The sequence below is a fragment of the Myxococcales bacterium genome (assembly GCA_016720545.1).
Lineage (GTDB): Bacteria > Myxococcota_A > Polyangia > Polyangiales > Polyangiaceae > JAAFHV01.
On record JADKKK010000001.1, the window covers coordinates 638,893 to 663,783 of the forward strand.

General features: G+C 71.2%; 20 protein-coding genes. 13 read left to right on the top strand and 7 right to left on the bottom strand.

Going from position 1 to position 24,891, the window contains the following annotated elements; genetic code table 11:
* Window positions 1–154: 154 nt before the first annotated feature.
* Genes rseP through IPQ09_02620 form a run of 3 tightly spaced genes read right to left on the bottom strand, consistent with a single transcriptional unit; the run spans window position 155 to window position 3,630 of the window.
* The gene (gene rseP, locus IPQ09_02610; protein ID MBL0193114.1) at window positions 155–1,867 is read right to left on the bottom strand and encodes an RIP metalloprotease RseP; all 1,713 of its coding nucleotides are present in this window, start codon (window positions 1,865–1,867) and stop codon (window positions 155–157) included.
* A gap of 3 nt (window positions 1,868–1,870) precedes the next feature.
* Window positions 1,871–2,707: a hypothetical protein gene (locus IPQ09_02615; protein ID MBL0193115.1), complete on the bottom strand. Its 837-nt coding sequence runs from the start codon at window positions 2,705–2,707 to the stop codon at window positions 1,871–1,873.
* Window positions 2,708–2,709: 2 nt separating this feature from the next.
* Window positions 2,710–3,630, bottom strand: coding sequence for a fatty acid desaturase (locus IPQ09_02620; GenBank protein ID MBL0193116.1), 921 nt, complete (start codon window positions 3,628–3,630; stop codon window positions 2,710–2,712).
* Window positions 3,631–3,954: 324 nt separating this feature from the next.
* Between IPQ09_02620 and IPQ09_02625 the strand changes: the two genes are divergently transcribed.
* The 4 genes from IPQ09_02625 (at window position 3,955) to IPQ09_02640 (ending at window position 7,930) form a co-directional block, all read left to right on the top strand.
* Window positions 3,955–4,836, top strand: a complete 882-nt coding sequence (locus tag IPQ09_02625) for a fatty acid desaturase (GenBank protein MBL0193117.1) — start codon at window positions 3,955–3,957, stop codon at window positions 4,834–4,836.
* Between the two features lie 96 nt (window positions 4,837–4,932).
* A complete protein-coding gene (locus IPQ09_02630; protein MBL0193118.1) occupies window positions 4,933–5,643 on the top strand; it encodes a hypothetical protein in 711 nt (236 codons plus the stop codon).
* A gap of 53 nt (window positions 5,644–5,696) precedes the next feature.
* The gene (locus IPQ09_02635; GenBank protein MBL0193119.1) at window positions 5,697–6,515 is read left to right on the top strand and encodes a tetratricopeptide repeat protein; all 819 of its coding nucleotides are present in this window, start codon (window positions 5,697–5,699) and stop codon (window positions 6,513–6,515) included.
* Between the two features lie 8 nt (window positions 6,516–6,523).
* Window positions 6,524–7,930, top strand: a complete 1,407-nt coding sequence (locus IPQ09_02640; protein ID MBL0193120.1) for a LysM peptidoglycan-binding domain-containing protein — start codon at window positions 6,524–6,526, stop codon at window positions 7,928–7,930.
* A gap of 42 nt (window positions 7,931–7,972) precedes the next feature.
* Here IPQ09_02640 and IPQ09_02645 read toward each other — a convergent pair whose 3' ends face one another.
* Both IPQ09_02645 and IPQ09_02650 read right to left on the bottom strand, forming a co-directional pair.
* Entirely contained in the window at window positions 7,973–10,351 is a 2,379-nt protein-coding gene (locus IPQ09_02645; protein ID MBL0193121.1) for a pentapeptide repeat-containing protein, read from the bottom strand.
* Between the two features lie 51 nt (window positions 10,352–10,402).
* On the bottom strand, window positions 10,403–13,600 hold the full coding sequence (locus IPQ09_02650) for a hypothetical protein (GenBank protein MBL0193122.1): 3,198 nt from the start codon (window positions 13,598–13,600) through the stop codon (window positions 10,403–10,405).
* A gap of 157 nt (window positions 13,601–13,757) precedes the next feature.
* Between IPQ09_02650 and IPQ09_02655 the strand changes: the two genes are divergently transcribed.
* Window positions 13,758–15,689 carry a potassium transporter Kup gene (locus IPQ09_02655; GenBank protein MBL0193123.1) on the top strand — a complete coding sequence of 644 codons (1,932 nt, stop codon included), beginning with the start codon at window positions 13,758–13,760 and terminating at the stop codon, window positions 15,687–15,689.
* 44 nt (window positions 15,690–15,733) lie between these two features.
* On the opposite strand, the gene IPQ09_02660 is transcribed toward IPQ09_02655, so the two are convergent.
* A complete protein-coding gene (locus IPQ09_02660) occupies window positions 15,734–16,453 on the bottom strand; it encodes an FAD-dependent oxidoreductase (protein ID MBL0193124.1) in 720 nt (239 codons plus the stop codon).
* Window positions 16,454–16,467: 14 nt separating this feature from the next.
* Entirely contained in the window at window positions 16,468–17,088 is a 621-nt protein-coding gene (locus tag IPQ09_02665) for a hypothetical protein (protein ID MBL0193125.1), read from the bottom strand.
* Between the two features lie 87 nt (window positions 17,089–17,175).
* Between IPQ09_02665 and IPQ09_02670 the strand changes: the two genes are divergently transcribed.
* The 8 genes from IPQ09_02670 to hemC all read left to right on the top strand — a co-directional run bounded on the left by IPQ09_02670 (window position 17,176) and on the right by hemC (window position 24,788).
* Window positions 17,176–17,568: a hypothetical protein gene (locus tag IPQ09_02670; protein MBL0193126.1), complete on the top strand. Its 393-nt coding sequence runs from the start codon at window positions 17,176–17,178 to the stop codon at window positions 17,566–17,568.
* A 70-nt stretch (window positions 17,569–17,638) separates the two neighbouring features.
* Complete coding sequence (gene ccsA, locus IPQ09_02675; GenBank protein MBL0193127.1) at window positions 17,639–18,517, top strand: cytochrome c biogenesis protein CcsA; 879 nt, start codon at window positions 17,639–17,641, stop codon at window positions 18,515–18,517.
* Window positions 18,518–19,021: 504 nt separating this feature from the next.
* Window positions 19,022–19,882: a glutamyl-tRNA reductase gene (gene hemA, locus IPQ09_02680; GenBank protein ID MBL0193128.1), complete on the top strand. Its 861-nt coding sequence runs from the start codon at window positions 19,022–19,024 to the stop codon at window positions 19,880–19,882.
* A gap of 1 nt (window position 19,883) precedes the next feature.
* Window positions 19,884–20,975 carry a DUF2156 domain-containing protein gene (locus IPQ09_02685; GenBank protein MBL0193129.1) on the top strand — a complete coding sequence of 364 codons (1,092 nt, stop codon included), beginning with the start codon at window positions 19,884–19,886 and terminating at the stop codon, window positions 20,973–20,975.
* Window positions 20,972–21,586 carry a hypothetical protein gene (locus IPQ09_02690; GenBank protein MBL0193130.1) on the top strand — a complete coding sequence of 205 codons (615 nt, stop codon included), beginning with the start codon at window positions 20,972–20,974 and terminating at the stop codon, window positions 21,584–21,586. Before IPQ09_02685 ends, IPQ09_02690 begins: the two co-directional genes overlap by 4 nt.
* Window positions 21,583–22,386, top strand: coding sequence for a glycerol acyltransferase (locus tag IPQ09_02695; GenBank protein ID MBL0193131.1), 804 nt, complete (start codon window positions 21,583–21,585; stop codon window positions 22,384–22,386). The genes IPQ09_02690 and IPQ09_02695 overlap by 4 nt, the downstream gene beginning before the upstream one ends.
* Entirely contained in the window at window positions 22,383–23,882 is a 1,500-nt protein-coding gene (locus tag IPQ09_02700; protein ID MBL0193132.1) for a radical SAM protein, read from the top strand. Before IPQ09_02695 ends, IPQ09_02700 begins: the two co-directional genes overlap by 4 nt.
* A gap of 9 nt (window positions 23,883–23,891) precedes the next feature.
* Window positions 23,892–24,788 (top strand): hydroxymethylbilane synthase, encoded by an 897-nt coding sequence (hemC, locus tag IPQ09_02705; protein MBL0193133.1) that lies wholly within the window; start codon window positions 23,892–23,894, stop codon window positions 24,786–24,788.
* The last annotated feature ends 103 nt before the right edge of the window (window positions 24,789–24,891 follow it).

The window sequence follows — 24,891 nt, forward strand, 5'->3', positions numbered from 1 at the left end:
TCCTTGGGTGCGCCGCTTACTACGGCCTACTACAGGGCCACGTGCGAGCTGCCTCGCGGTTCCTAGTCGATGCCCGCGCCGTCGGGCGCGTTGCGGTCGGTGACGCGCGCTTGGACGTCGCCGAGGAGTCCGTCGTTTCGACGGAGACGGAGCATCAAGTGACGAGCTCCATGACCTGCGCGCGGATGGTGTCCCACTTGCGTGTGACGTCGTTCTTGAACGCGAGCGCCATCAGCAGCACGAGCACGCTCATGCCGACGAGGCTCGCGATCTCCCTCGTGCGCAGGCTGAGCGGGCGGCGACGGATGCCCTCGAGCAGGAAGAACACGAGGTGCCCGCCGTCGAGCACGGGGATGGGCAGGAGGTTGATGAGCCCTAGGTTGACCGAGGTGACGGCCATCGCCCACACGAAGTAGCGCGTGCCCTTCGCGCCGGCCTGGCCCGCCACGTCGTAGAGGGTGATGGGCCCGCTCACGGTCGCGAGGCTCACGCGGCCCTGGAACACCCGCAGAAAGCCCACGCCGATGAAGCGCACGACGGCGATGGTCTCGAGGCTCCCCTTCTTCAGGGCGTACGTGAGCCGGTGGTTGTTCGGTACCGTCTCGTCCTTCGCCTTGGGCGCCCAGTGGTTCGTCCGGAAGACGTAGCGCGCGTACGGCTGGCCGACCTCGTCCTGCCACTGCTCCTTGCGCAGCTGGAACGTCCCGCTCTTTCGCTCGCCCTCGCGCGTCCACACGAGCTCGTGCGGGCGCGCGGCGTCGGCGATGAGCCGCTGCTTCATGCCGCCGAAGAGGCGCTGCGGGACGCCGTCGAGCGCCACGACCCGATCGCCGGCGCGGAGGCCCGCGAGCCACTCACTCGAGCCCTCCGGGACGAACGCCACGTACATGTCGCTGGTCTCGATCCCGGTGCGCGAGAGCACGTCGCGCTCCCGGCTCGGCCAGTCGTCGATGTGCGTGCCCACGTCCTCGCGCGCGAGGGGTGTCAGCGTCGCGACACCCATTTCCATCACCGCGAGCTCGAAGAGGCCGCCCTCTGTCTTCACGGGGCGCATGTAGGTCACGGTGAGCGTGTCGCCGCGGCTCTTCGTGAGGATGTGCACGAGGTCGACGAAGCGGTCGATGGTGCGCCCGTTCACGCTCTTGATCTGGTCGAAGGTGCGGAGCCCCGCGCGGTAGGCGGGCGAGTCGGTGCGAGGCACGCCGATGACCGGGGCCGAGAACGAGGGGCTCACCCCCACCCGGCCGACCCTCTCGACCATGTCGAGCTCCTTCGGCTCGAGCTCCTCGATCTCCTCCACCGGGACCATGTCCACGTCGATCGTGGCGCCGTCGCGCTGCACGACGACCCGCACGGGCTTGCCCGAGCGCGTGGCGAAGAGCTCCTGCACCTCGGGGAAGCTCGCCACCGCGTGGCCGTCGATCGACACGATGCGGTCCTCCGGCATGAGCTTGCCGTCCGCTGGCTTGTCCGGCACCACCGCCCCCACGACCGGCGAGCGGAACTCCCGGTCCTCGTAGAACACGGACGTGTAGAGCAGCACGGGGAACAGCACGTTCATGGCGGGCCCCGCGAGCACGATGACGATGCGCTTCCAGAGCCGCTGGCTCTCGAACGTGCGCAGGCGATCCTCGGGCAGGATGGCCTCGCGGCTCTTGCCCTCCTCGAGCATCTTGACGAAGCCTCCGAACGGCAGGAGGCCCACGCAGTACTCGGTCTCGCGCCCGCGAATCTTCACGAGCTTCGGCCCGAACCCGACCGAGAACGTGAGCACCTTCACGCCGAAGATCTTCGCGAACGCGAAGTGCCCCGCTTCGTGGATGAAGATGAGCACGCTCACGAAGACGACGAAGTAGAGCAGGTCCAACGGCTATCCGTTCGAGACCTGGCTCGTCGTACGGCCAGGGACCACGCCGCCCGGGAAGGGCGACGACCGACGCTGCGTGCCCCGGAGGAAGGCGCGGGCGGGCTCGCGGGACGCCTCCTCCACCGCGACGCCAAGCGGCTGGACGATGAGGAAGAACGCGAGGAGTCCCACGCCGCCGACGGTGCTCACGGTCCCGAAGTGCGGCGGCCAGAGCGCGACGGCCGTGAGGCCGGCGCACACCGCGAGCTCGGCCACGGCGAAGAGCAGGTGCGCGGCGCGCCGACGCGCGAGGAAGGCCCGCGGGGGCGTGGCGGCGAGGAAGGTGACGGTGGCGTCGTCCCCGCCCTCGCTCGAGCTCAGGAGGTAGACCCGATCGCCGGGGAGGACCGGCGTGACGACGTCGCGCGGAGAGCCCTTGGCGCGCGCATCCTTGTAGAGCACATCGAACTCGGCGTCGCTTCCGAGGAGGGCGCAGCGGGCCTGCCTCTCGGGGTCGGGCCACACTTCGAGCTCCGAGCGGGCCGCGAGGCGCCTCGTGACCCCGGCGACCTCCACCTCGCCACCGAACAGCTCACCCCGGTAGTTCTTGTCCGAGAAGGCGAGCGACGGTGGATCGGCGTCGAGCGCCCGGGCGAGCTGTTGGACGCGGTGCTCCGCGAGGGCGCCCCCCGGCCCGTCGCCGCGCGTGACGGTCGCCTCCTGCAGCCCGGCGAGGCCGCGAGCGCGACGCCCGAGCGCGCGGGCCGTGTTCACGGAGGCGAGCGCGCAGAGGAGCGCGGCGACCCAGACGGCGAACAGCGCGACGCAGCCGAGCGCGAAGTAGGGGACGGGGCCGAGCATGCTTACACCGCGGTCCCGGCGGCCTCGATTTCGGCGCGACGCGTCTCGCGCGGCGCCAGATCGGTCGCGGCGGCGCTCGCCTCGGCCTGCGCGACCGCGCGAGGCGCGGGGCGCGCGAACCGGAAGAAGTACGTGCGCGCGAGGTAGCCCATCATGCTCGGCTCGTTCAGCGACGGATCGATGCGCGCGACGACCTCTTTGTCGTGCCACTCCCACAAGAGCGACCAGTGCAGGCCCGCGCGGTTGTGGTGGATGGTGTGGAGCCCGTTGTTGCACATCACCCAGTTGAAGGCGCGGCCCACGAAGTTGCGCGAGTGGTTCCACTCGCTCGTGACGTCGCAGCCGTCGTGTTGGATGAGGTTGATGCGCAGGATGCCGCGGGCGCCCCAGAGCTGGGGGATCACGACGAAGAAGAGCGCCGTCCAGAAGTCCCACGCGAGGAGCGCGGCCGTGAGACCGAAGGCGAACACCTGCTCGCGCACGTACTGGGCGCGGAAGTCGCCGCGACCATGGAGCTTCGACCAGCGCGTCACGCCCGCGAACGTCCGCGGCCCGGCGACGTTCGGGAAGTGGAGCAAGTTCAGCAGGTTCCAGCGGAACCGCACGTGCCCCGGCGCCGCCCAGTCTTCCTGGCCGTCGTCCTCGAAGTGGTGGTGCACCAGGTTGTGCGACGGGATGTTCGCCGAAGCCGGGTAGAGCGCGCCGAACGACAGCACCATGCGCCAGGCGTTGTTCAACGTGCTCGACCGAAAGGGCCCCGAGTGGAGCGAGTTGTGGAGCACCACCGTGTTGAGGAACGACAGCCAGCAGGCGAAGGCGAGGAGCGGCAGCGTGCGGGCGGCCGGCACGAAGTACATCGTGAACACCACCCCCATGTAGAGCGTGATGAGGCCGAGCTGCCGGAGGTCGTACGCGTTCTTCAAGAGCCCGCCGCTGGGCGCCACGGGAGCGCGCGCGCGCGCCGCGCCCGAGCCCGGCTCGTGCAGGACCTTGGAGGTGTTGGGAAGGCTCGTCATCGCGCTCTCCGTGCGCCACGCAGGCGGCGATGCCTTTCTTGACCGATCGCAGCCCTGCGTCAACCCGCGTTCGCGTGGCGTGCCGCGAACCGGGCTACGCGCACCCCGCTCCGCGCCCCCGAAGGCGCGAACCCACCTTCGCGGCGATTGCGCCACAACAAGGCGTTGCCGATCGCCGAGGCCAGGTCTAGAACACCGGCGGCTCGTCGCCTGAGCTCGTGGAGGGTCAAGATGTCTACCGCAGCGCGCGCCTCGTGGTTCGCATCCTTTGGGAGCTTGCCGCACCTTCACTTCCGCCGAGACGCGAACTTCTACCGGCGCTACGACGCGCGGTGGTTCTTCTTCTGCCTGGCGCTCATCGCGCTCTTGCACTTCGGCCACGTCGAGCCCCTCGCGCCGAGCTTCAAGCTTTGGTTCATCGCCGCGTTCCCCGTGGCGCTGTACGTGCACATCCTCTGCAGCGTGTTCGTCCACAACGCGAGCCACGGGAGCTTCCCGCGCTCGATCAACCGCCTCGTGGGCGAGCTCTGCGGGTTCATCGTGCTCTCCCGCTTCGCCTCCTGGCAAATCGTGCACGAGCGGCACCACCGCTTCTCGGACGACCCGGAGAAGGACCCGCACCCGCTCCTCCCGAACTACTTCAAGTTCACCTGGCGCGGCATCATGAACGTCGAAGTGCAGCTGCAGCGCGCCTACCTCGAGGTGTTCGGCGACACCCCCGAGAACCGCCGGCGCGAGCGCACGCGCGCGATGATCAGCTACGGCACGAACCTCGTGCTCATCGCCTTCTTCTTCCGGCTCCTCGGCCCGGCGGGCTTCATCGCGCTGTTCCTGCCGGCCCAGATCCTCGGCTGGATGCAGATCATGCACTTCAACTGGGTGACCCACAACGCGCTCGCGAAGACCGGCGAGTACCACCCGGTGAACATCGACAGCGGCATCTACTGGATCGGCAACCGAATCTTCTTCGGTATCTACATGCACGGCAACCACCACAAGCGGGCGAACGTCTTCAACCCGCTCTTCTGGGACGAGAAGAAGTACGGCAAGGCTGATCCGCTCATGAAGCCGTACCCGGTACCCGCGTCGCGCGAGCCCGCGCCGGCCGAATAGCGCACGGCGCGCGAGTCTCAGAGGGAGTGTCCTCGAGCGGGGCGCGTTTGCGTTTGCCTCCACGGGCGGGCGCCGATACGCTCCGAGAACGGCCAAATGAGCAAGATTCAGTCGCCGCTGCTCGGCTACAACAACAACGTCCGCCACAAGAACCGCGTCTTCCACATCCAGACGGAAGACTCGGGCGTGAAGCACCCGCACGTCATCACGCATCTGTTCATGGACGGCGGGCGCATCCTGAAGAGCGTCAAGCGGAGCTACGGCGAGCACGTCGGCTCGGACGGCCTCGCGGACACGGTCCGCCAGATGATGAAGGAGCAGCACAAGGCGATGTTCATCGCCCTGCGCGACGGCGAGTACGACGCGCTCCTCGATCCTACCGCGGCGACGGCCGAAATCCGCGGGCCCGAGACCTCCCGCGATCGACCCGTCACCGAGCCTCCGCCCTCGGCCCGCGTCGAGCCTCCCAAGCAGGCGCTCTCCACCGGCGGGATCCCCGCGGCGGTCCCGGCGCAGGCGCTCGCAGCGCGCCGCGCGAACGAGCCGCGAAACGTCCCGCCCCCGGCCGGCGCAGCGACGGCGCCCGCGCAGCCCGCAGCGAAGAAGGCCGCGCCGCGCGAGCGAGGCGCCGCGCGCCGCGACGAGCCGACGCGCTCACGGCGCTACGCCCCCGCCCGCCCTGCCGCCATCTTCGGGCAGAGCCCCACAGCCACCGGCTCGATCTTCGGTGAGGAGCTCGTGGGCGACAAGACCCTCGACGAGGTCATCCTCGGCTACCTCGTCGAAGACCTCACGCAGACCCAATAGGCCTCGTGCGACTTCTTTGCCCGCAGCCCCGAGGAGCCGTAAGTTTCGGGCGAATGATCCGACCTCGTGCGGCCACCTCCCGCTCCCGCGCCGCGAGGGCGCTCCCGCTCCTCGGCGCGATCGCGCTCGCGGTGGCGACGACGGGATGCGCGCACGACTCCGCGGACCGTCAGTTCGCGCGTCTGTCCGACGACGTGAACCGCCTCACCTCCGAGCGCGACGCGGTGACGAGCCTCGCGGCGCCCGTCCAGGCGCCCGCGCCCGCGCCCGTCACAGTCGACTCGACCCCCGCGCGCGCCCCCGCAGACGTGGACACGTCCCCCGAGTCCGACGACCCCGAGGACGTCGCACCGCGTCCATCGATCCGCGTGGCCGGCTCCGGCGGCGGCCAGCGCGTCCGCGCCCGCCGCGACGAGGGGGTCGAGGTCGTCGCGCCTGCCGCAGGCGACGGCCCCCGCCCCAGCGCCCTGGACCCCGAGGCAAAGAAGGCCTACGCCTCGGCGCTCGACAAGGCGCGCGCCGGCCACCACCGGGAGGGCCTCGCGCAGATGGGGGCGTTCCTTACGCGTTGGCCCGACCACCCGTACGCCGACAACGCCATCTACTGGCGCGCAGAGTGTCTTGCGGGCCTCGGTGAGCCGCAGAAGGCCGTCGCGGAGCTGGAGGGCCTGCTTTCGCGCTTCCCGCTCGGGAACAAAGTCCCCGACTCCCTCCTGAAGCTGTCGATTTTGTACGAGCGGGCCGGTGACCCCGCGAAAGCGCGCGCGGCGCTCGATCGGCTCGAGCGCGAGTTCCCGAAGAGCGACGCAGCCCGCCGGCGCGCGCGAAACTCCTCAGACGGTCGGCCACGAAGGCCCAAGGACCCGCTATGATCGGCACGATGAACCGTTCCACCTCACGCGCGCTCGCGGCGCTCCTCGGGTTTGGTCTGATCGCCATGTCGGCGACCGCGGCGGCGCAAGGAGCGGCAGGCAGCGGCGCAGCACCGGCGGCAGGTGGCGGCGGCGGTGCGGCCCCCGCGGCAGGTGGCGGCGGCAGCGCGGCCCCGGCGACAGGCGGCGGCGGCGGCGCGGCCCCGGCGACAGGCGGCGGATCGACGGTCGTCTTCCCGACCTACCCGAACGCGGTCGTGGCGCCCGTCCCCGAGGGCGGGGTCCTCGGCGGCGGCAACGTGACGGGGTCTTCGTCGAAGCCGATCACGGGCCCCGGCGATCGCGACGGGTTCGACCTCCGCGCATCGGGCGCCGGCGGTGGGACCGTCCGGGGTCGCGAGAACGGCTCTTTCATCTTCGGGGGCATGAACGCCCGCCGGAACCCGAGCGCCCAGGTGCACGCGGTGCGCAAGGGCGACACCCTCTGGCGCATCTGCGACCAGTACTTCTCGAACCCGTACCAGTGGCCTCGCATCTGGTCTTACAACCCCGAAATCCAGAACCCCCACTGGATCTACCCCGGCGAGCAAGTACGCCTGCGGCCCGGCGCCGACACCGACGCGCCCGCCGCCGCGCCCACCGCCGCGAACGCGATCCGCGGGCCCGCGCAGGTGCCGCCCGGCACGGTGTTCCTGAGGAACGGCGGGTACATCGAAGACCAGTCGAACAACTGGGGTGAGATCAATGGCTCGCCCGAGGACAAGATGCTCCTCACGGAGGGCGACGAGGTCTACATCCGCTTCGCCGACAACCGCGAGGCGAAGGAGGGCCAGCTCCTCACCATCTACCGTCCCCAGGGCGCAGTGCGCGGGAACGGCCAGATGATCGCCATTCAGGGCACGGTCCGGGTCGACAACTGGCGCGCGAAGGACCACACGGCCCGGGCGCGAATCGTGGAAGCGCTCGACGTCATCGAGCGCGGCGCCCGCATCGGCGCCATCCAGCGTCGCTTCGAGGTCGTCCCGCCACAGCGCAACGACGCCGAGACCGCCGCGCAGGTGATCGCGAGCGTCCGCAACCACAACTTCTACGGGCAAGACCAGGTCATCTTCATCGACAAGGGCGAGGACGCCAAGGTGAAGCCTGGCAACCGCCTGCTCGTGCTCCGCAAGGGCGACGCCTGGCACGAGAGCTTCATCGAGCGACGCGCCGTCGACCGCATCGCGCTCGAGAGCAACTCCCCCGCCGCGACCGAGGCGGTGCCACGCCCGAAGGACACCACGAAGCTCCCCGAGGAGATCGTGGGCGAGCTGCGGGTCATCACGGTGGGCAAGCACAGCAGCATGTGCATTCTGCTGGGCACCCGGCGGGAGATCGAGCTCGGCGACAAGGTCTTCCTGCGCAAGGGCTACTGAGCGTCGCCGGCGCGCGCGGCGCGCTTGCGAGGCGCGGTCGGCTCACCCGCAGACGTTGCCCGTGCACACTCCGCTCGCGCAGTCGCAGCGGTGCGCGCATGAAGCGCCGGCCCCCTTCACCTTCGGGCACACAGTGCCCACCCCGGGCTTGCAGCACTGGTCGCCGACGGGCACGTCCCAGCTCCCGCACGGGCCCTTCGTGCCGTCGGGGCAGGTGACGGTGCCGTCCGAGGCGAGCCCCGCGAGCCCGCGGGCGTCGACCGTGCAGGCCTGCGAGGTCGTGCGCATGCGCGCGAGGTAGAGGTTCGCGCCGCTCATGGTGACGCCCGTGAGGTTCGCGTTGCACAGCAGGGCGTCGCTGGCAGACGCGCGGGTCAGGTCGAGGCTCGTGAGGTCGGCGGACGTGAGGTCGGCGTCGTCGAACTGGGCGCCTACGGCCGACTTCCCGAGGGTCGCGCCGGTGAGGTTCGCGCGGTTGAACTGCGCGCGATCCAGCACGGAGTCGGTGAGCCGCGCGCCCGACAGGTTCGCGCGGGAGAAGACGGTCTCGAGGAGCTGGCAGTTCGCGCACGAAAAGCGCGAGAGATCGGCGTCGGAGAACGAGGCGCCGTCGAACACGACGCCGGTGAGCTTCGCGTCCATCCACCGTGACTGCGGCGCGGAGAGCCGCGTCTGCCCGCCGTAGCCGGGGGCGAACGTGAGCGTCACGCGCTCGAGGCCCGCTCCCGTGAGCAGAAAGTCGAAGTTCTTCATGTCCGCGAAGGCGGCCCCGGTGAACAGCGTGCCCTTCGCGCTCGCCGCCGTGTCCACGCCGCGCCAGGTCGACCCCACGAGCTGCGCGCCGTCCACCACCGCGCTCCGCGCGAACGTGCCGCCCAAGACCTGAGCCTTCGTGAAGACCGAGCCCGCGAAGCTCGCGTTGCGGACGACGTCGTCCTCGAGCGTGAGGTCGTTCACCTTCGCGTGGTGAAACGAGAGGCCGTCAATGGTGGAGCGGCGAATGGCCACGATGTCGGCGCTGGGCGCGACGCTCGCGACCCAGCTGCCCCCGGGCCCGGTGCCCGCGCCCTCGGAGACGATCGTCACGCCTCGGAGGGTCGAGCTCGAGACGAAGAGGTTCGGCAAGACCCAGCTCTTCGGGAGAGCCCCGCCGACCGTGGGCGGGGTGATCGTGACGTTCTCGAGGGTGCAGTTGTCGAAGCTCAGCGAGCCCCCGAACCGCGGGTCTTTCGTGGTGAGCGGGCCGTCGCGGAGCGTCGCGCCTTGGAACTGCACCAACGCGACGCGGCTGAAGTCGACCGGCGCCCCAGACGCAAGCGGAGGCAGCTTCGGGAACTTCGTGCCGACGAAGGAGATGATGTCGGCCGGTTGGTCGCGAAACACGAGCACGTCGTCGAGGTCGATGAACGTGTCGACCGTGCCCCCGTAGACGGCGGTGCGCGACCCGTCCCGAAGATAGGGGATGAGGCGCGCGCGGCCCGTCACGGGCTCTGCGCCGCCCGCGGACGGCGGCAGATCGACGATGGCGTTGGAGAGCATCGTGGAGAACGACTCCGACACCTGCGGGCGCTCGAGGAGCACCAATCGCTGCTGAGACAAGGTGAACGGCTGACCCGAGAACGACCCTCGAAACGTAATCGGGTGGACCTGGTAGCTGCTCACCGTGAGGGCGCGCATGTCCACGTTCTGGAAGGCCCCGTCGAGGGTGAGGTTGTAGACGAGCCCGGACATCTTCGTGTTCACGAAGGCGCCGACGAGCTCGCACTCGCAGGGAGACCCGCCCGCGCAGCAGCGCGCGTTCGTGATCTCGCCGCCGTAATATTCGCCCACGAGGCCGTATTTGCCATTCTCGTCGATAGGCCACGCGCCGGTGATGGTGCACCCGCGGCACTCGTTCGTCGCGAAGACGAGGCGAGGCACGCCGCTGGGCGAGCGCTCCGGGAAGGTGTGCAGCGTGTTGCGCGGCAGGTCGGCCACGCCGGGCCGGTGGTGCGTCGCCTGGACGGTGTAGCGCCCCGGGGCGAGGCTCGCCGTGACGCACGCCTCTCCTGCCACGAGCGAGGCGACCGCGGCGCCGCTCGTGTCCACGATCGTGAGCCGGTGCTTCTCTTCGTTGTCGTCGCGGAAGCAATATTCGCGCGGCCCCTCGCGCAGCACGTTGAAGGGGATGGCGAGCCTCCCTGGGGCGCCCGCGCGCGCTTTCGGATCGTTCGCGAGGAACGAGGCTGTCAGGTTCTGGTGATCGCACAGCGCGTGCAGCCGGCCGCTCGCGATGTCGTCGAGGTTGACGCCGTCGTCGTCGCCGCACTCCCGCGCGAGACTCTCGAGTGACGGGCCCGCCGTCGGGGTCGAGTCGTTGGCGCAGGCCGTGGCGCCGAGCGACGCGAGGACGAAGAGGCCGAGTCGATACGAGCGCTTCATAGGTGTTTGGTCTGGGTCTGGGCGGGGTCTAGGCGGGGCGAGGAGCGCGTGTCACGCGGGGAACCACTCGCTCAGCGTGGGGATGGGATATCCCCCTTGGCCGATGCGGTTCTCCGCGTTCAGGGCGAACAGCGTGTTGTAGCGATCGAGCGCGAAGCGACCGGCGTTCACGCCGCCGAGGGCCTTCACGAGGACGCCGCTCGGGCTGTAGATGTCGAGGCCGTAGGTCGTGCGGCCGCCGCTCGTGGTCATGGAGAGGAGCCACGCGTACCCCTTGTCGGAGACGTCGAGGTCGAGGTAGCGCACCGCGGGATCGCGAGAGAGCGGGAGCCACGCCCCGCCATAGGCCGCGATGGGGTTGCCGTAGAAGTCGAACACCTGCACGCGCCGCGCGGCCTGCTCGAGCACGGCGACCTGCGCGAGGTCGCGGAACGGCGCCACGGCGATAGGCCCCGAGAGCTGCCCAGCGCGCGGGCCCCTGCGCGCGTGCAGGCGGGCCACGCAGCCCTCCGCCCGATCCAGCGACACGGTCTCGAGGCCATATTCCGTCAGCGCGACGAGGGTGTGTGCCGTCGGGTGAACGCGGCAGTGCGAGAGCGTGCTCCCGCGAAGCTCGCCGCGTGGCTTGGGGAGGGTCGCGCCGCGCGCGAAGGTGGCCAGGCTGTCCTTGCGAGGATCGAACGGGTAGGCCCGCAGCGGCGCGCCGTCCACGCTCATCAGGACGCAGTCGAGCTCGCCTAGCCCGTGGACGACCCAGGTCACGGTGCGGCGGTCGGCGCCGGGGGTGGCGTTGTAGGTCGGGGCCGACTGAAGGAGCGACGCGTCGGCGCCTATTTGCGAGATGATGCGGGCGCTCCCGATAGGCGACGAGAAGTTCCACGCGAGGAACCCCTTCTGCTGGGACACCGAGATCCCCCCGAGATCGCACACGCCGAGCACACCCGAGGCGGGCACACACCGGAGCGCCGTGTGGTCGTCCACGGGGGCGTTCGGCGTGACGCGCCACTCGAACGCGCCGACCGAGGGCTCGAGCCGGCGCTTGTGCACGAGCGCCTTGATGTCTTCGATGGGGAGCGCCTTGCCCTCCACCTCGAGCTCGACCTCTTGTTCGTCGCCGGCGCGCTCCGAGTTGGCGACGGTCGCGAGGGCGGTCCCTACGACGCGGCCCGTCCTGTCGAAGAGCTGCACGGTGACCGAGAGGCGCCCGGCGACGGGGACGTCTTCGAAGACGTCGAGCGAAGCGCGCTGCCTGTTGTCGGGCGAGGCGACGGGGCGAAGGTCGCCCGACTTCGAGAACGTGGCCGTCGAGCCCACCGAAAGGGTGACGGTGTAGGTCGCGGCCGCGGGCGGGAAATACGCGCTCTCGAACGGCGTGGCCTGCACCTTCACGGCGTGGAGTCGCACGAGCTCGGACTTCGTGACCCACCCCTCGACGAGCGCGGCGCCCGCGGCCAGGGCGAGCTGCGCGCCGGTCTCGGCGACGTTCAGCGCCTTGAGCGCCCAGCCGATGACGGGGATCGCCGCCTCCAGCGCCGACTCGCCCGCCATCAGGACCAAGCCGAGGGCGATGACGCGGACCAGCACCTTCGCGGCCACGAGCGCGGTGCTGGTCGCGAGGTTGATGAGGCCGCTGTAGAAGATCGACACCCCCTCGGTCTTCAGGTAGTCCCAGACCTCAGCGCCCGTGACAAAAGCGCCCGTGATCTTGCGGGCGCCCAGGTTGAGGAGCGCGATCAAGGCCTCTTTGAGGGCGTCGAGCCCCACCTCTTTGAGGGCGTCGGCGAAGAGCTTCTTCAGCCCCTCTTCGACCTCTTCCCCCCCGGTGCCCGCGGAGAGCATGAGCCCCGGGAAGAGGAAGTCGAGGAGGAACGAGCCTATGGCGGCGCCCGCCACGCCGAGGTCGAAGGCGACGCCCAAGGTCTCGGGCACACCGGGCACCGCGTCGCCGCTGGCGGACGCGGGCGTGGTCGTCCAGAGCACGCTCTTCGTGGCGTTCTGGGGGACCGTGACCGTGACCTCGCCCTTCGACCGGCCTGTCCACGCATAGGAGATGCCGGGGTAGAACGTCGCGGGGACATAGCCGAAGCACTGCGCGCCGAGGAGGTCGCCTTTGTCGCTGAAGTGCGAGACGCCGTAGCAGACGCCCAGCGGGAGGTAGTTCGTGAGCGTGAGCTCGAACTCGTGGGTCGAGCCGACCTTGCTCTCGAGCGCGAGGCCTCGCCCCTCGCGCTTCTTCTTGTTGTGCGGGAACGTGTAGGTCGCCTTCGCCTCCTCCCCGAGGCCGCCGCCTGCGTCCGCGCCGGCTGCGCCCGCCGAGGGGGCGGGCCGCGCGATGGGCTGGTAGACCGCGAGCCCCGGCTGCGTGTCGAACTTGCCCGCGTCCTCCAGCGACTCGTCGCCGTGGATCCGCTCGAGGACCTCGCCGACGACGAGCAGCGTGAGGCGCGCGACGTCCGCGTGAGGCACCCACGAATATTCGAATACGGGAGCCCCGGAGGGGTCGAGGATGGGCGAGCCGTCGGGGTTCCTGAGCGGCACTCGCTGGCCTCCCGGGTCCTTGCGGTACTCCCCACGAACCCAGCCGACATACCCCTCTTCGGCCTCCTCGGGCGAGATGGCCCACTGGAGCTCGGTGATACGATTCGTGAGCAGCGCGAACGAGCCACACGCGGCGATGTGGGCGAGCACCTTCTGGGCAATGTCGGGGTCGAGGGCCATCACGCCGGGGTCTTGAAAGACCGACCACACCGCGGCGTCCTCGGCCTCGACGACGTGCTCGGGATCGGGGGCATACGAGTCGCCGCGGAGCCGGTCGTCCTTCGTGGGGACATGAACGCCCATGTGGAGTGGCACGGGCGCGCCACGCTTGCCGCGAAAGACGACCGAGAGGCTCTGCGCGCCGCGGACCGAGAACCCCACGTCGGTCGCGTAGTGCGTCGGCGTGCGCCGCCCGGCCCGCAGCCCCCCCGCGGCCCGAAGCGCGCCGAGGCTCGTCGCGTCGTGAGAGGTCAATCGCCGTCGCGCGCCGCCGACCCACAGCTCGACGCGGTCGTGCGCCTCGGGCGGGAGGAGCCAGGTCCCGTCGCCCCGCTGCAGGTGCACGTGGACGGTCTTCTCGACGCGGCGCGCCGTCCGCGCCGGCGCAGCGGGAGCGTCGGTACCGCACGCGAGGGAGCCGGGGAGCGCGGCGGCGAGGCCGGTGGCGGCGAGGAGCTGGAGGAGGGCGCGACGCGAGGGGCCGATGGGCATACGTGGGCAGGCGGAGGCGCGAGCTGCGACCCGGCGGCGAGGCGAGCTTACATGGTCTCGCCGAGCGGGGCCAACGGGTTGCCGAGCCGCACCGCACCGGATCGGTGGCGCCGCCTACAACGTTCGAGGGTCCGTAAGGGTGCTACGGTCGCCGGACATGGCCTCCCCCACAACGGATGAGCACGCGGACGGGAAGACCGAAGCCCAAGGGCATGGTCACGAGCCGAAGGGCTCGCTGGGCGCCCTCATGCTGGGCGCGCTCGGCATCGTCTTCGGCGACATTGGCACGAGCCCGCTCTATACGCTTGCAGAATGCACGCATGGCCCCCACGCCGTGCCACCGACGCACGACAACGTGCTCGGCGTGCTCTCGCTGGTGTTCTGGGCGCTCATGCTCGTCGTCACCGTGAAGTACCTCGTCTTCATCATGCGCGCCGACAACCGCGGCGAGGGCGGGATCCTGGCGCTCCTCGCGCTGCTGCCCGAGCGCTTCCGCGCGTCGAAGACGACGCCTGTCGGCGTGCTCGCGGTCGTCGTCATCGCGGGCGCCGCCCTGCTCTACGGCGACGGGATGATCACCCCGGCCATCTCCGTGCTCGCGGCGGTCGAAGGGCTAAAGACGGTCTCGCCCGCCTTCACGCCCTACGTCATCCCCGCCACGGTCGCGATCCTGATCGCGCTCTTTCTCATTCAAAGTCGAGGGACGGCGGCGGTCGGCGTGCTCTTCGGGCCCGTGATGGTGACGTGGTTTCTCACGATCGGCGGGCTCGGCGCCTACCACGCGTCCAAGAACCCGGCCGTGTTTCAGGCGCTCTCCCCCACCCACGCGGTCGGCTTCTTCCTCCACCACGGCAAGCACGGCTTCATGGTGCTCGGCTCCGTCGTGCTCGCGGTCACCGGCGGCGAGGCGCTCTATGCGGACATGGGCCACTTCGGGAAGAAGCCGATTCGCCTCGCGTGGGTGGCGCTCGTGCTCCCCTGCTTGGTGCTCGCGTACTTCGGCCAGGGCGCGATCCTGCTCGTGCGCCCGGAGGCCGCCGAGAGCCCCTTCTTCGCGATGTCGCCCGGGCCCCGCTTCACCGTCGGCCTCGTCGTCCTCGCCACCATGGCGACCGTGATCGCCTCGCAGGCGCTCATCTCCGGCGCGTTCTCGCTCACCCAGCAGGCGATAAGCCTCGGGTATTTCCCCCGCGTGACCGTCCGACACACCTCGAAGGACGCGGAGGGGCAGATCTACGTCCCCGAGATCAACTGGTTGCTGATGGTCGCGTGCATCGTGCTCGTCCTCACGTTTCGGGAGTCGAGCCGCCTCGCCGCGGCGTACGGCATCGCGGTGACCGGCACGATGGCGATCACGAGCATCGCGTTCTTCACGGTCATGCGCGAGAACTGGAGGTGGCCCCTCCCTGTCGCCGGCGGGATCCTGGCGTTCTTCCTGGCCTTCGACCTGCCCTTCTTCGCGGCCAACGCGATGAAGTTCATGGACGGCGGCTGGGTGCCGATCGCGATCGCCGCTGTGTTCCTGTGGGTCATGGTGACGTGGCGTCGAGGCCGCTTCTATCTCTCCCGCATCGTGGCGAAGAAGGCGAAGTCGACCGACGAGTTTCTCGCGGGCCTCGCGTCCACGCCCCGCAAGAAGGGGTGTGGGGTGTTCATGGGCGCGAGCCCCTCCGGCGTCCCCACCGTGCTGGCGGTGCACGCCGAGCGGCTCGGGGTGCTCGAGGACGAGCTCGTCCTCGTCGCGGTGACGCAGCTGCGTGAGCCGTACGTCTCGGACGCCGAACGCGTCGAGGTGGAGAAGCTCGCCGACAAGGTCTTCCGCGTCACGATCCGCTTCGGGTTCATGGACACGCCGCGCGTGCCGCCGGCGCTCGAGGTCGCGAAGGCGAAGCACGGGCTGGACGTGGACCTCGGCGCCTCGAGCTACTACTTGGGGCGTGAGAGCTTCGTCGCGAGCTCCGCCGGCGACATGGGGCCGTTCGCCGAGTCGTTCTTCGCCTTGCTCACGCGGAACGCTCGCCCTGCGACGGCGTACTTCGAGCTGCCTCCTGAGCGCGTCGTCGAGCTCGGCACCATGGTGGACCTCTAGAGCGTGGCTGCGCTGCCTCGCGGGTCGACGGCTCGGGCCGCCCCTCAGTCGTAGCGCTCGGAGTGCACCTGCTGGCGCTCGAGCCCCATGTCTTTGCGGAGCAGGTCGCGGACCGCACCGACCATGCGGTGGAGCCCGCAGATGTACACGTTCGTTCGACCGAACGACGACAGCTCGTCGTAGAGCTCTCGCACGTGGGTCTGGACGTAGCCGCGCCGCCCCTCCCACGCGTCGGGCGCGCGAGACAGCGTGAAGGCCCCACGGAAGTGCGGATAGCGGGCCTCGAGGTCGGCGAGCTCGTCGGCGTAGATGCGATCCGCGGGCGTGCGCACTCCGAAGATGAGGCGCATGGGAGAGGTGTCGCCGTCGGCGAGGGCGTGCTTGAGCATGCTGCGCAGCGGGGTGTATCCGGTGCCGGTCGCGACGAAGAGCGACGGGCCGCGCACCTTGCGCACGAAGATGCCCTGCGGACCGACGACGGTCACTCGATCGCCAGGGACGAGCGCGTGGAGGCGCGTCGAGCCCGGGCCCCCCTCGACCCGCGTCACCGCGAGCTCGAAGCGCCCCGTGCCGTCCGGCGGCGACGCGAGGCTGTACGCGCGGCGGAGCGCGCCGATGGTCTCGCCGAGCTCGAGGTTCACCCACTGCCCGGCGAGGAAGGAGAGCGGGAGGCCGTCGGTTCGCTCGAACGTGAGCTCACGCACGCCGTCGGCGAGAGGGCGCGCGGCGACCAGCGCGGCCGTGAACGTCTCAGGGGGCTGCATGGGCGCGTTGTACCTCAGCGTGCGGCGGGAAGGCGATACGCGAAGCCAGCTTTTACACGCGAGAGCGTCGCGAGGCGGTGCTCCATGAGCAGGAGCGCGTCGCCGACCTCTTCCAGGGCGAGGCCGCGCGCGCGCCCCTCGACGAGCACCTCGAGCGCGAAGGGCGTTGCGTCTTCCGGGTGAAAGAACGCGCCGGGGAGCAGCGCGACCTCGCCGGCCTCGCTCGCCACGAGGCGCGCGTCACAAAGGCCCCCCTCGTGCCGGAAGATGCCCGCCGCGGATGCGTCGTCGAACGCCTCCACGCGGAACCTGGCGCCCGACCACAGGTCCTCGAACGCGACGTGCCGCGCGCCCGAGTCGGGGAACAGCTGAAAGAGGCCGCGGTGCGCGGTGGTGAGCGATCGCGCCGCGGGACGGAGGTCGGCGGCGAGCGTCGGCCCGAGCTCGCGCGCGAGCCCTCCCCGAGTGAGGGCAGTGTCCCAGAACGCTCGGGTGCGGCGCTCGTCGGCGAGGGAGAAGGTCCCCGCGCGCTCGCCGAACGCCGTGCGGAGCCGCTCCACCCTCGCCGCGTGCGCCGGAGCCCCCGCGAGGGCCACGAGCGCATCGTACGCCGCGAACACCCGAGAACCTGCCATATCTTGGCGAGAGTCGCTCGAAACCGGGCGGAGGTGGTAGGCTTTCGCCAGGGCGCTCCCCGCCCCCCCGCGCCCACCCCCGCTCCTATGGAAAACCGCTTCTTCTTCCCCCAGCAGGCGCTCGACGAGTGGATCGTCGACGGACGCATCGAGCTCGCCAACGGGGAGCTCACGATCGTGTCGGAGGGCCGCGTCTACCGGGTCGCCGAGGCGGTGCGGGTGCTCGTCGAGGTCACGGGCGCGGAGGACGAGAACGAGCTCGTGGGTCGGGTCAAGTCGCTCGCCTTCCTGCAAGAGCTCGGGGCCGAGCTGCTCGAGGGCTCCATGCTCATCGGCGACAACGCCTACGACGTCGTGCCCGGCTTCACGGCGGTGCCACCGGTCCCCTACGAGGAGCACCGAAAGCGCCGGAGCGGGGCCACCGCGGGGAGCGACGAGGCCCTCATCCAAAGCCTCGCCGTCGGGAGCCCTCGCGCGTGAGCCCGGAAATGAGGCCCGGAGGGGCGAACCCAGGTCGATGGCGAGCGCGAGCCGAAGGCGAAGGGGTGCCATGAACCCCCACGTCGCGGACGTGCTCTTCGTCGCCGCGGCGCTCGACTACCTCGCGGCGACGGCCCTGTTCGTTCGCTACCTGGTCGCGAAGGCGCCGCTCGAGCGCGACGGCCTGCTCGCGGCCCGCCTCGTCGCCGTCGGCGCCGCGTTCCACGCCGCGCACATCGTCACGGCGTCGCTCGTGTGGCAGGTGTGCCCCGTGGCCGGCATCCACTTCCCCATCAGCGTGGCGACCATGCTCATGGCCGCGGCCTACGCCGCGCTCCGGAAGCGATGGCGCCTCGACGTCCTCGGAGCCTTCGTCGCGCCGCTCGCGCTGACGGCCCACCTCGCCCTCCGATTCACCGGCACCGGGCCGATGGACCCCACGCCGCGGCTGCGCTCGGCGATGCTGCCGGTCCACGTCGCGATGAACGTCCTCGGCGTCGCCCTCTTCAGCTTGGCGTTCGCCGCGGCCGCGCTGTTCCTCGTCCAGGAGCGGCTCCTGAAGAAGAAGCTCACGCTCGGGCTCTTCAAGCGGCTGCCACCGCTGGACGCGCTCGATCGAGCGGAGCACCGCTTCCTCCTCGCCGGCTTCCCGCTGCTGACTCTGGGCATCGTGACCGGCACGGTGTTCGTGCGGCACGCCGAGGTCGTCACCGCCTCCGACGTGGCCCGCACGGCCTTCGGCTACGCCACCTGGCTGCTCGCCGCGGCCGTGCTCTTCCTCCGCGCCTCGGCGGGGTGGCGCGGGCGGCGCGCGGCGTACGGCACAATCGCAGGCTTCGGGTTCGCCTTGGTGGTCATTGCATTCTACACGTTTCGCGCGCCCTCGGCTCCCCAGGTCGAGCTCCAGGGCCTGACGGCCGTCGCCCGCGCGTCCGGGGTCGTCCCGTGAGAGACCGCAGCGCGAGCATCGTGGTCGTGGGGCTCTCCCACCGCACCGCCCCCGTCGAGGTGCGCGAGCGGTTCGCGGCCGCGAGCGAGGCGCTGCCCTTGCTGCTCGCGAGGCTCGCGGCGCGCAGCGAGATCGCGGAGACCCTCTTCCTCTCCACCTGCAATCGTGTCGAGGTCTTCGCGCGCGCGCGCGCGCCGATGCCGGAGACCGCCTTCCACGCGGTGCGCGAGGTGCTGCGCGATCACGCCGCGCTCTCGAGCCACGAGGAGCTCAGCGGCTACCTCTACGAGCGCGACGGGGAGGAAGCCGTCCGCCACATTTTCCGCGTGACGGCGAGCCTCGAGAGCATGGTCCTCGGCGAGCCGCAGATCCTGGGCCAGGTGAAGGAAGCGTACGATCTCGCCGTCGAGGCGGGCACGCTCGGCAACCTGCTCGGCCGGTGCGTGACGCGCGCGTTCTCCGTCGCCAAGCGCGTGCGCCGAGACGGCGCTCGGGGCCGGCACGGTGAGTATCAGCAGCGTGGCGGTGGACCTCGCGCGGAGCATCTTCGGCGACCTCACGGGGCACTCGGTGCTGCTCGTGGGCGCCGGCGAGATGGCCGAGGCCGCGGCGAAGAGCCTCGGCAAGGGCGCCCGCTCGGTCAGGGTGTGCAACCGAAACTTCGAGCGCGCCGCCCAGCTCGCGCAGACCTTCGGGGGCACCGCCGCGCCGCTCGCGAACCTCGAGGAGGAGCTCGTCCTCAGCGACGTCGTCGTGGTGAGCACGGCGAGCCGCGACTTCGTCATCACGCGGGACCTCGTCAAGCGCGCGATGAAGCGGCGCAGGGGGCGCACCCTCTTCATCGTCGACATCTCGGTGCCGCGGAACGTCGATCCGGAGGCGCACGACGTCGACAACGTGTTCGTCTACAACGTCGACGACCTCGAGTCGCAGGTCGCCGAGGGGCTCCGCGCGCGGCAAGGCGAGGCGGCTGCCGCGGAGGCGATCGTGGCGGCCGAGCTCGACGAGTGGCGCACGTGGACGCGCGGGCTCGACGTGCAGCCCACCATCGTGGGGCTCCGCGCGAAGGCGCGCGCGGCCATGCTCGGCGAGCTCGACAGGAGCCTCGCCGGGAAGCTCCGCCACCTCGGAGAGCCCGAACGCGCGGCGCTGGCCCAAATGGTCGACTCCGCCGTGAACAAGCTCCTGCACGGCCCCACCGCCCGCTTGAAATCGGGCGACTCGGCGGAGCTCGTCGCCGCGGCGCGAGCGCTCTTCGATCTACGCGACGACGATCCCCCGACGGACGGCCCGAAGGCCCACGGCGAGCCGACGACGGAGCGTCCCCCTCCCCCGCGGAGCGACGAGGAGCAGGCGGTGCACTGACGTGTCCCCGACGGCGTCAGAGGCCCGCGAAGAGCTCGTGCGGCGGTTCGGCGGAGGCGACCTCATCGCGAGCGCGACGCTGCAAGCCGGCGTGCAGTACCTCGACACGTCGTACGGGTTCTGGGCCTACCGCCCCGTCCGGGGCGCGTGGGTCACGCTGGGCGGGCCCATCTGCGGCGAGGCCGACCGCGTGGCCATGCTCGACCGGCTGCTCGCCGCGACCCGCGCGCCCCTCCTCTGCTACGTGCGGGGGGAGCTGATCTCCGACCTCGACGCCGGCGTGGGCCTGCGCGCGCGGGGCCTGTACGCCGCGGGGATGGGCCAGGACCACCACGCCGACCTCGACGCGCTCCTCTCGAGCCCCTGCGCGGAGGTGAGGAGCGCGGTTTCGAAGGCGCGGCGCGCGGGGATCCGCCTCGAGCCGTTCGAGCTCGCCGACGCCGACGCCGACGCGCGCGCCCGGCTCGCCGCCCTCTCGGCCGACTACCTGCGGCGCGCGGAGATGCCCCGCGAGATGTCGTTCCTCATTCGGCCTCTCACGCTCGAGCGCGCCGGCGCCCGCCGCGCGTTCTGGCTCACGCGGCGGGCGCCCCCGGGCGAAGACCCGCGGTTCGGGGTGGTGGTCCTCAATCCCATTTACGATCGCGGGGAGCGGACTGCCTATTTGCTCGACGTCCTCAGGTTCGAGAAGACGCGGGTCTGGGGTGTGTGGCTCTCCACCGTGTTCGCGCTGGCGGAGCTCCTGAAAGACGAGGGGCTCGGCCTCTCGCTCGGGTTCTGCCCGCTCCACGCGGTGCAGCGCCCACCAAATGGCGCGTCGCGAGCGCTGGGCTGGCAGATGGAGCGCCTGGCGCACCTCGTGGGGAGCGCGAAGTACCTCACGAGCCTCCGACGGCTGAAGTCGCTCATCCCTCACGCCCGCGAGGCCCGCTACTTCGTCGCCCACTCGCGCGTCGCACCGGCCGCGCTCGCGCGCTTCACGGAGGCGCTCGGGGTGGGCGCCTCGGCCCTCCTCGGCCCCGATTTGCTGCGCGTCCTCCGGCGCGGCGTGCTCACGCGCACGGCGCGCCACGCCGACGAGGCGCCCCCGTGAGCCGCGAGGCGAGGCTACGCGCGCGGCTCGGCTTCTTCGTCGACGCGGGGCGGCTCGAGGCCTTGCCCTCCCCTTGGCAGGTGCGAGTGGGCTGGCTCGCGATGCTGCCCGTGACGCTCTCGGAGAGCGGGCGTGAGCGCGCGCGCAGCCGCAGCACGTGGCTTGGGCAAATACCGATCCGCGTGCCGCTGCAGACGCTGTATTCGCCGGCGCAGGCGCGCGCCGAGACTGGCCTCTACGAGCCCGCGAGCCACATCGTACGACACCTACTCAGCGTGTATCACGAGGACGCATTCTTGGGATACGATCTCCAGCTCTTGCAGTCGCACGAGGGCGGGCTCGCGCTGCTCCGGCGGCGCGCGGCGGAGGTGGCGTCGTCGCGCGGGTGGGTCGCGCGGGGGCTCCGCGAGCTCTGCGCGTGGCCGGGGTACCACGCGGGGCTCGCCGACCTGGCCGAGCGCGCGGAGCGCTTCGAATACCCCGATCCGCTCGACCTCGATCCCCGCTTCGTCACGCTCGTCGGCTTCGCGCGGTTCTGCCTCACGCTGCCCGACTGGCCTCCTCGGGAGTTTTACGGCTTCGACCTCCGGTCGCTCGGGAGGCGCCCGTGAGCACCCCGGGGGAGCTCGGCATGTACGATCCCGCGTTCGTCGCAGAGCACGCGCCGTGGCTCCGGCGCGGGCTCTTCCGCTATTTCCGCGCCGACGTCTCGGGGCTCGAGCATCTCCCCACGGGGCCGTTCGTCGCCGTCGGGAACCACAGCGGCGCCACGCTCATCCCCGACACCCTCGTCTGGCTCGCCGCGTACCACACGGCGGGGCGCCCCACGCCGCTGCTCACGCTCGCGCACGACCAGCTCTTCACCGCCTACCCCGCGCCCCTCTCGCGGGCGCTCGCGCGGCTCGGCGCGGTGCGGGCCTGTCCTTCGCTCGCCCGTCGGGCCCTCGACGCCGGGTACGCCGTGCAGCTCTACCCTGGAGGCGACTACGACGCGTGCCGCAGCTACGCGCGGCGCGACGAGATCGTCTTCGCGGGGCGGCGCGGCTACGTCGACCTCGCGCGCGAGGCCGGAGTCCCGCTCGTGCCCATCGTTTCGCACGGCGCGCACGCGGCGCTCCTCGTGCTCTGGGACGGCGCGGCGCTCGCCGACGCGCTGGACCTGCCCCGACGGCTCCGGCTCGCGACGTTCCCGCTCTCACTGTCGCTTCCCTGGGGGCTCTGGCTCGGCCCGCTGCCGGGATACTGGCCCCTGCCCACGCGCATCACCGTGCGCGCGCTCCCGCCGGTCTCGCCGGAGGGTCCGCCCGACGAGGTCGACGCGCGCGTGCGCGCCGCGATGCAGGCGGAGCTCACGCGACTCGCGCGACTCGCGCGGCGCGCGCGGCCTCCCGCCCCGGAGAGCGCCCCATGATCCTCGACTCGGTCGCCGCGCTCGCGGCCCTCTCGACCGCCGACCTCGAGCGCCGTCTCGAGCGCCTCTTCGACGCCGAGCCTCGGCTACGCCCGCGCGCGGAGGAGCACGACTACCAGCTCACCTACCCGCCCGCGGTCGCGGTCGAGAAGCCCCTCTACGCGCGGTCCCCCACGGACCCTGAGCTCCGCGAGCTTGGCCTCGGCGCGCTCGATGGCGTGGCCTTCTACTTCCACTTCGGGTTCTGCGCGTACCGGTGCAGGTACTGCTTTCACTACGAGCTCAAGACCCGGCGCGACGACGCGCTCATGGCGCGCTACGTCGACGCCCTCGCCCTCGAGCTCGACCGCGCGAAGGCGCTCGTGGGCGCAAAGAGAAACCTCCTTTACTTTCTCGGCGGCGGCACCCCGACCGCGCTGCCGACGGCCCTCCTCGAGCGCTTCCTCGATCGGCTAGTGAGCACGCTCGGGCGGCCCCCCACGGCGCTCAGCACGGTGGAGGCGAAGCCCGTCACGGCGACCGACGACAAGCTGCGCGCGCTCGTCGCGGCGGGGTTTCGTCGCATCAACCTCGGCGTCCAGACGCTCGACCCCGAGCTCTACGCGTACCACCACCACGGAGAGGACCTCCGCGTGGCGCAGAGCGCCATCGAGCGCGCCCGCAAGGCGGGGTTCGACTACGTGAACATCGACGTCATGACGGGCCTCGAGCGGCAGTCCGCGGCTTCGTGGGACACCACCCTCCAGGGCCTCGAGCGCCTGTGCCGGAGCGGCGCGGTCGACAGCGTCTTCATCTACCCGTACCACGACGATCCCCGCAGCAAGACCTACGGCACGACCGGCCTCGTGCCGTCGTTCGCCGAGACCGCCGCCACCGACGCGAAGGCCCGCGCCCTGTTCGAGCGCCTCGGCTTCTCGGAGCTCGGCGTGCGGTTCTACAGGTCACGCCGCCACGTGGCCCGCGAGCTGTTGGAGCTCGCCCGCGTGCGGCGGAGCCCGACCTACGGCGAGGTGCTCTATCACGGGCTCGGGAACTCGAGCTTCTCGGTGGGTGACCGCGCGACCTACCTGAACCACCGCGACGTCGGGACCTACTGCGAGGCGGTCGAGGCCGGGCGCTCCGCGAATCTCCCACTTCGCCCCCCTGACCGACGCTCAGCGCGCCGCGCGCGACGTCACGTTCGACCTGCTCTACAGCCCCATCACGCGCGTGCGCTCGCGCGAAGCGAAGTACGGCGCCGCCGCGATGCGGCCCCACCTCGAGCGCTTCCGGCGGTGGGCCGCGCTCGGCCTCGGGACGGAGAGCCGCCTGTTCGGGACCTTCACGCTCACGCCGCTCGGCAAGCTCGTACACCAGCAGATGCTCGCCGCGCACTACCTCCCCGCCGATCGCGCGGAGCAGGCGCTGGCGATGCGCGCGCGGGCGGAGCTCGGGCGGCGCTACCGCGGCTACTGAGCGCCGGCAATTCTCGCCGCAAGGGCGCCGCGATTGACTAGGCTGCGCCCATGCCTCGCATTGTGTATGCTACACGCAAATCGGCGCTCGCCCTCGCGCAGTGCCGCGCGTTCGTCGCGCGGCTCGTGGCGGCCCACGCGGGCCTCGAGACCGACGAGCTCCAGGTGGTGACCACCGGCGACCGCGTCCAAGACCGCCCCCTCGCCGAGATCGGCGGCAAAGGCCTCTTCGTGAAGGAGATCGAGGAGGCCCTCCTCGCGGGTCGCGCCCACCTCGCCGTGCACTCCATCAAAGACGTGCCGGCCGTGGCGCAGCCCGGCCTCGTGCTCGCGTGCATCCCCGAGCGCGAGTCCCCGTGGGACGCGCTCGTCGCGCCCCGGTTCTCGGATCTCGCGTCGCTGCCCAGCGGCGCGCGGGTGGGCACTGGCAGCCTCCGGCGGCTGGTCGAGCTCCGTCGTGCGCGACCCGACCTCGACATCGTGCCCCTCCGCGGGAACGTCGACACGCGCCTGCGCAAGGTCGACGCCGGTGAGTACGACGCGATCGTGCTCGCGCACGCGGGCCTGCGGCGCCTCGACCTCGGCCACCGCGCGACGTCGGTGCTGACGGCGGACGACTGCCTGCCTGCGGTGGGCCAGGGCGCCCTCGGCATCGAGTGCCGGTCCGACGACGACGCGACCCTCGCGCTGCTCGCGCCCCTGCACCACGCCGAGACGGCACGCGCCGTGTGCGCCGAGCGCGGCGTGCTGAAGGAGCTCGAGGGCGACTGCAAGACCCCCATCGGCGCTTTCGCGGTGCGCGAAGGCGACTCGCTCCGCGTGCGCGCGCTCATCGCGCGCACCGACGGCACCGACCGCCGCAGCGTCGACGAGCGCGTGCCCTACCCCACGACCGACGCGGCGGCCGAGCTCGCGGGACGTGAGGTAGGCGCCAAGCTGCGGCGCTGAGCGACCGTGAGGACGCACCGAGCCCGCCTCCGCGAGGACCGCGAAGAGCTGAGCTCCGTTCGATCTGGCGGCGGCAAAGGGGGATCTGACCAAGATCGCCGTG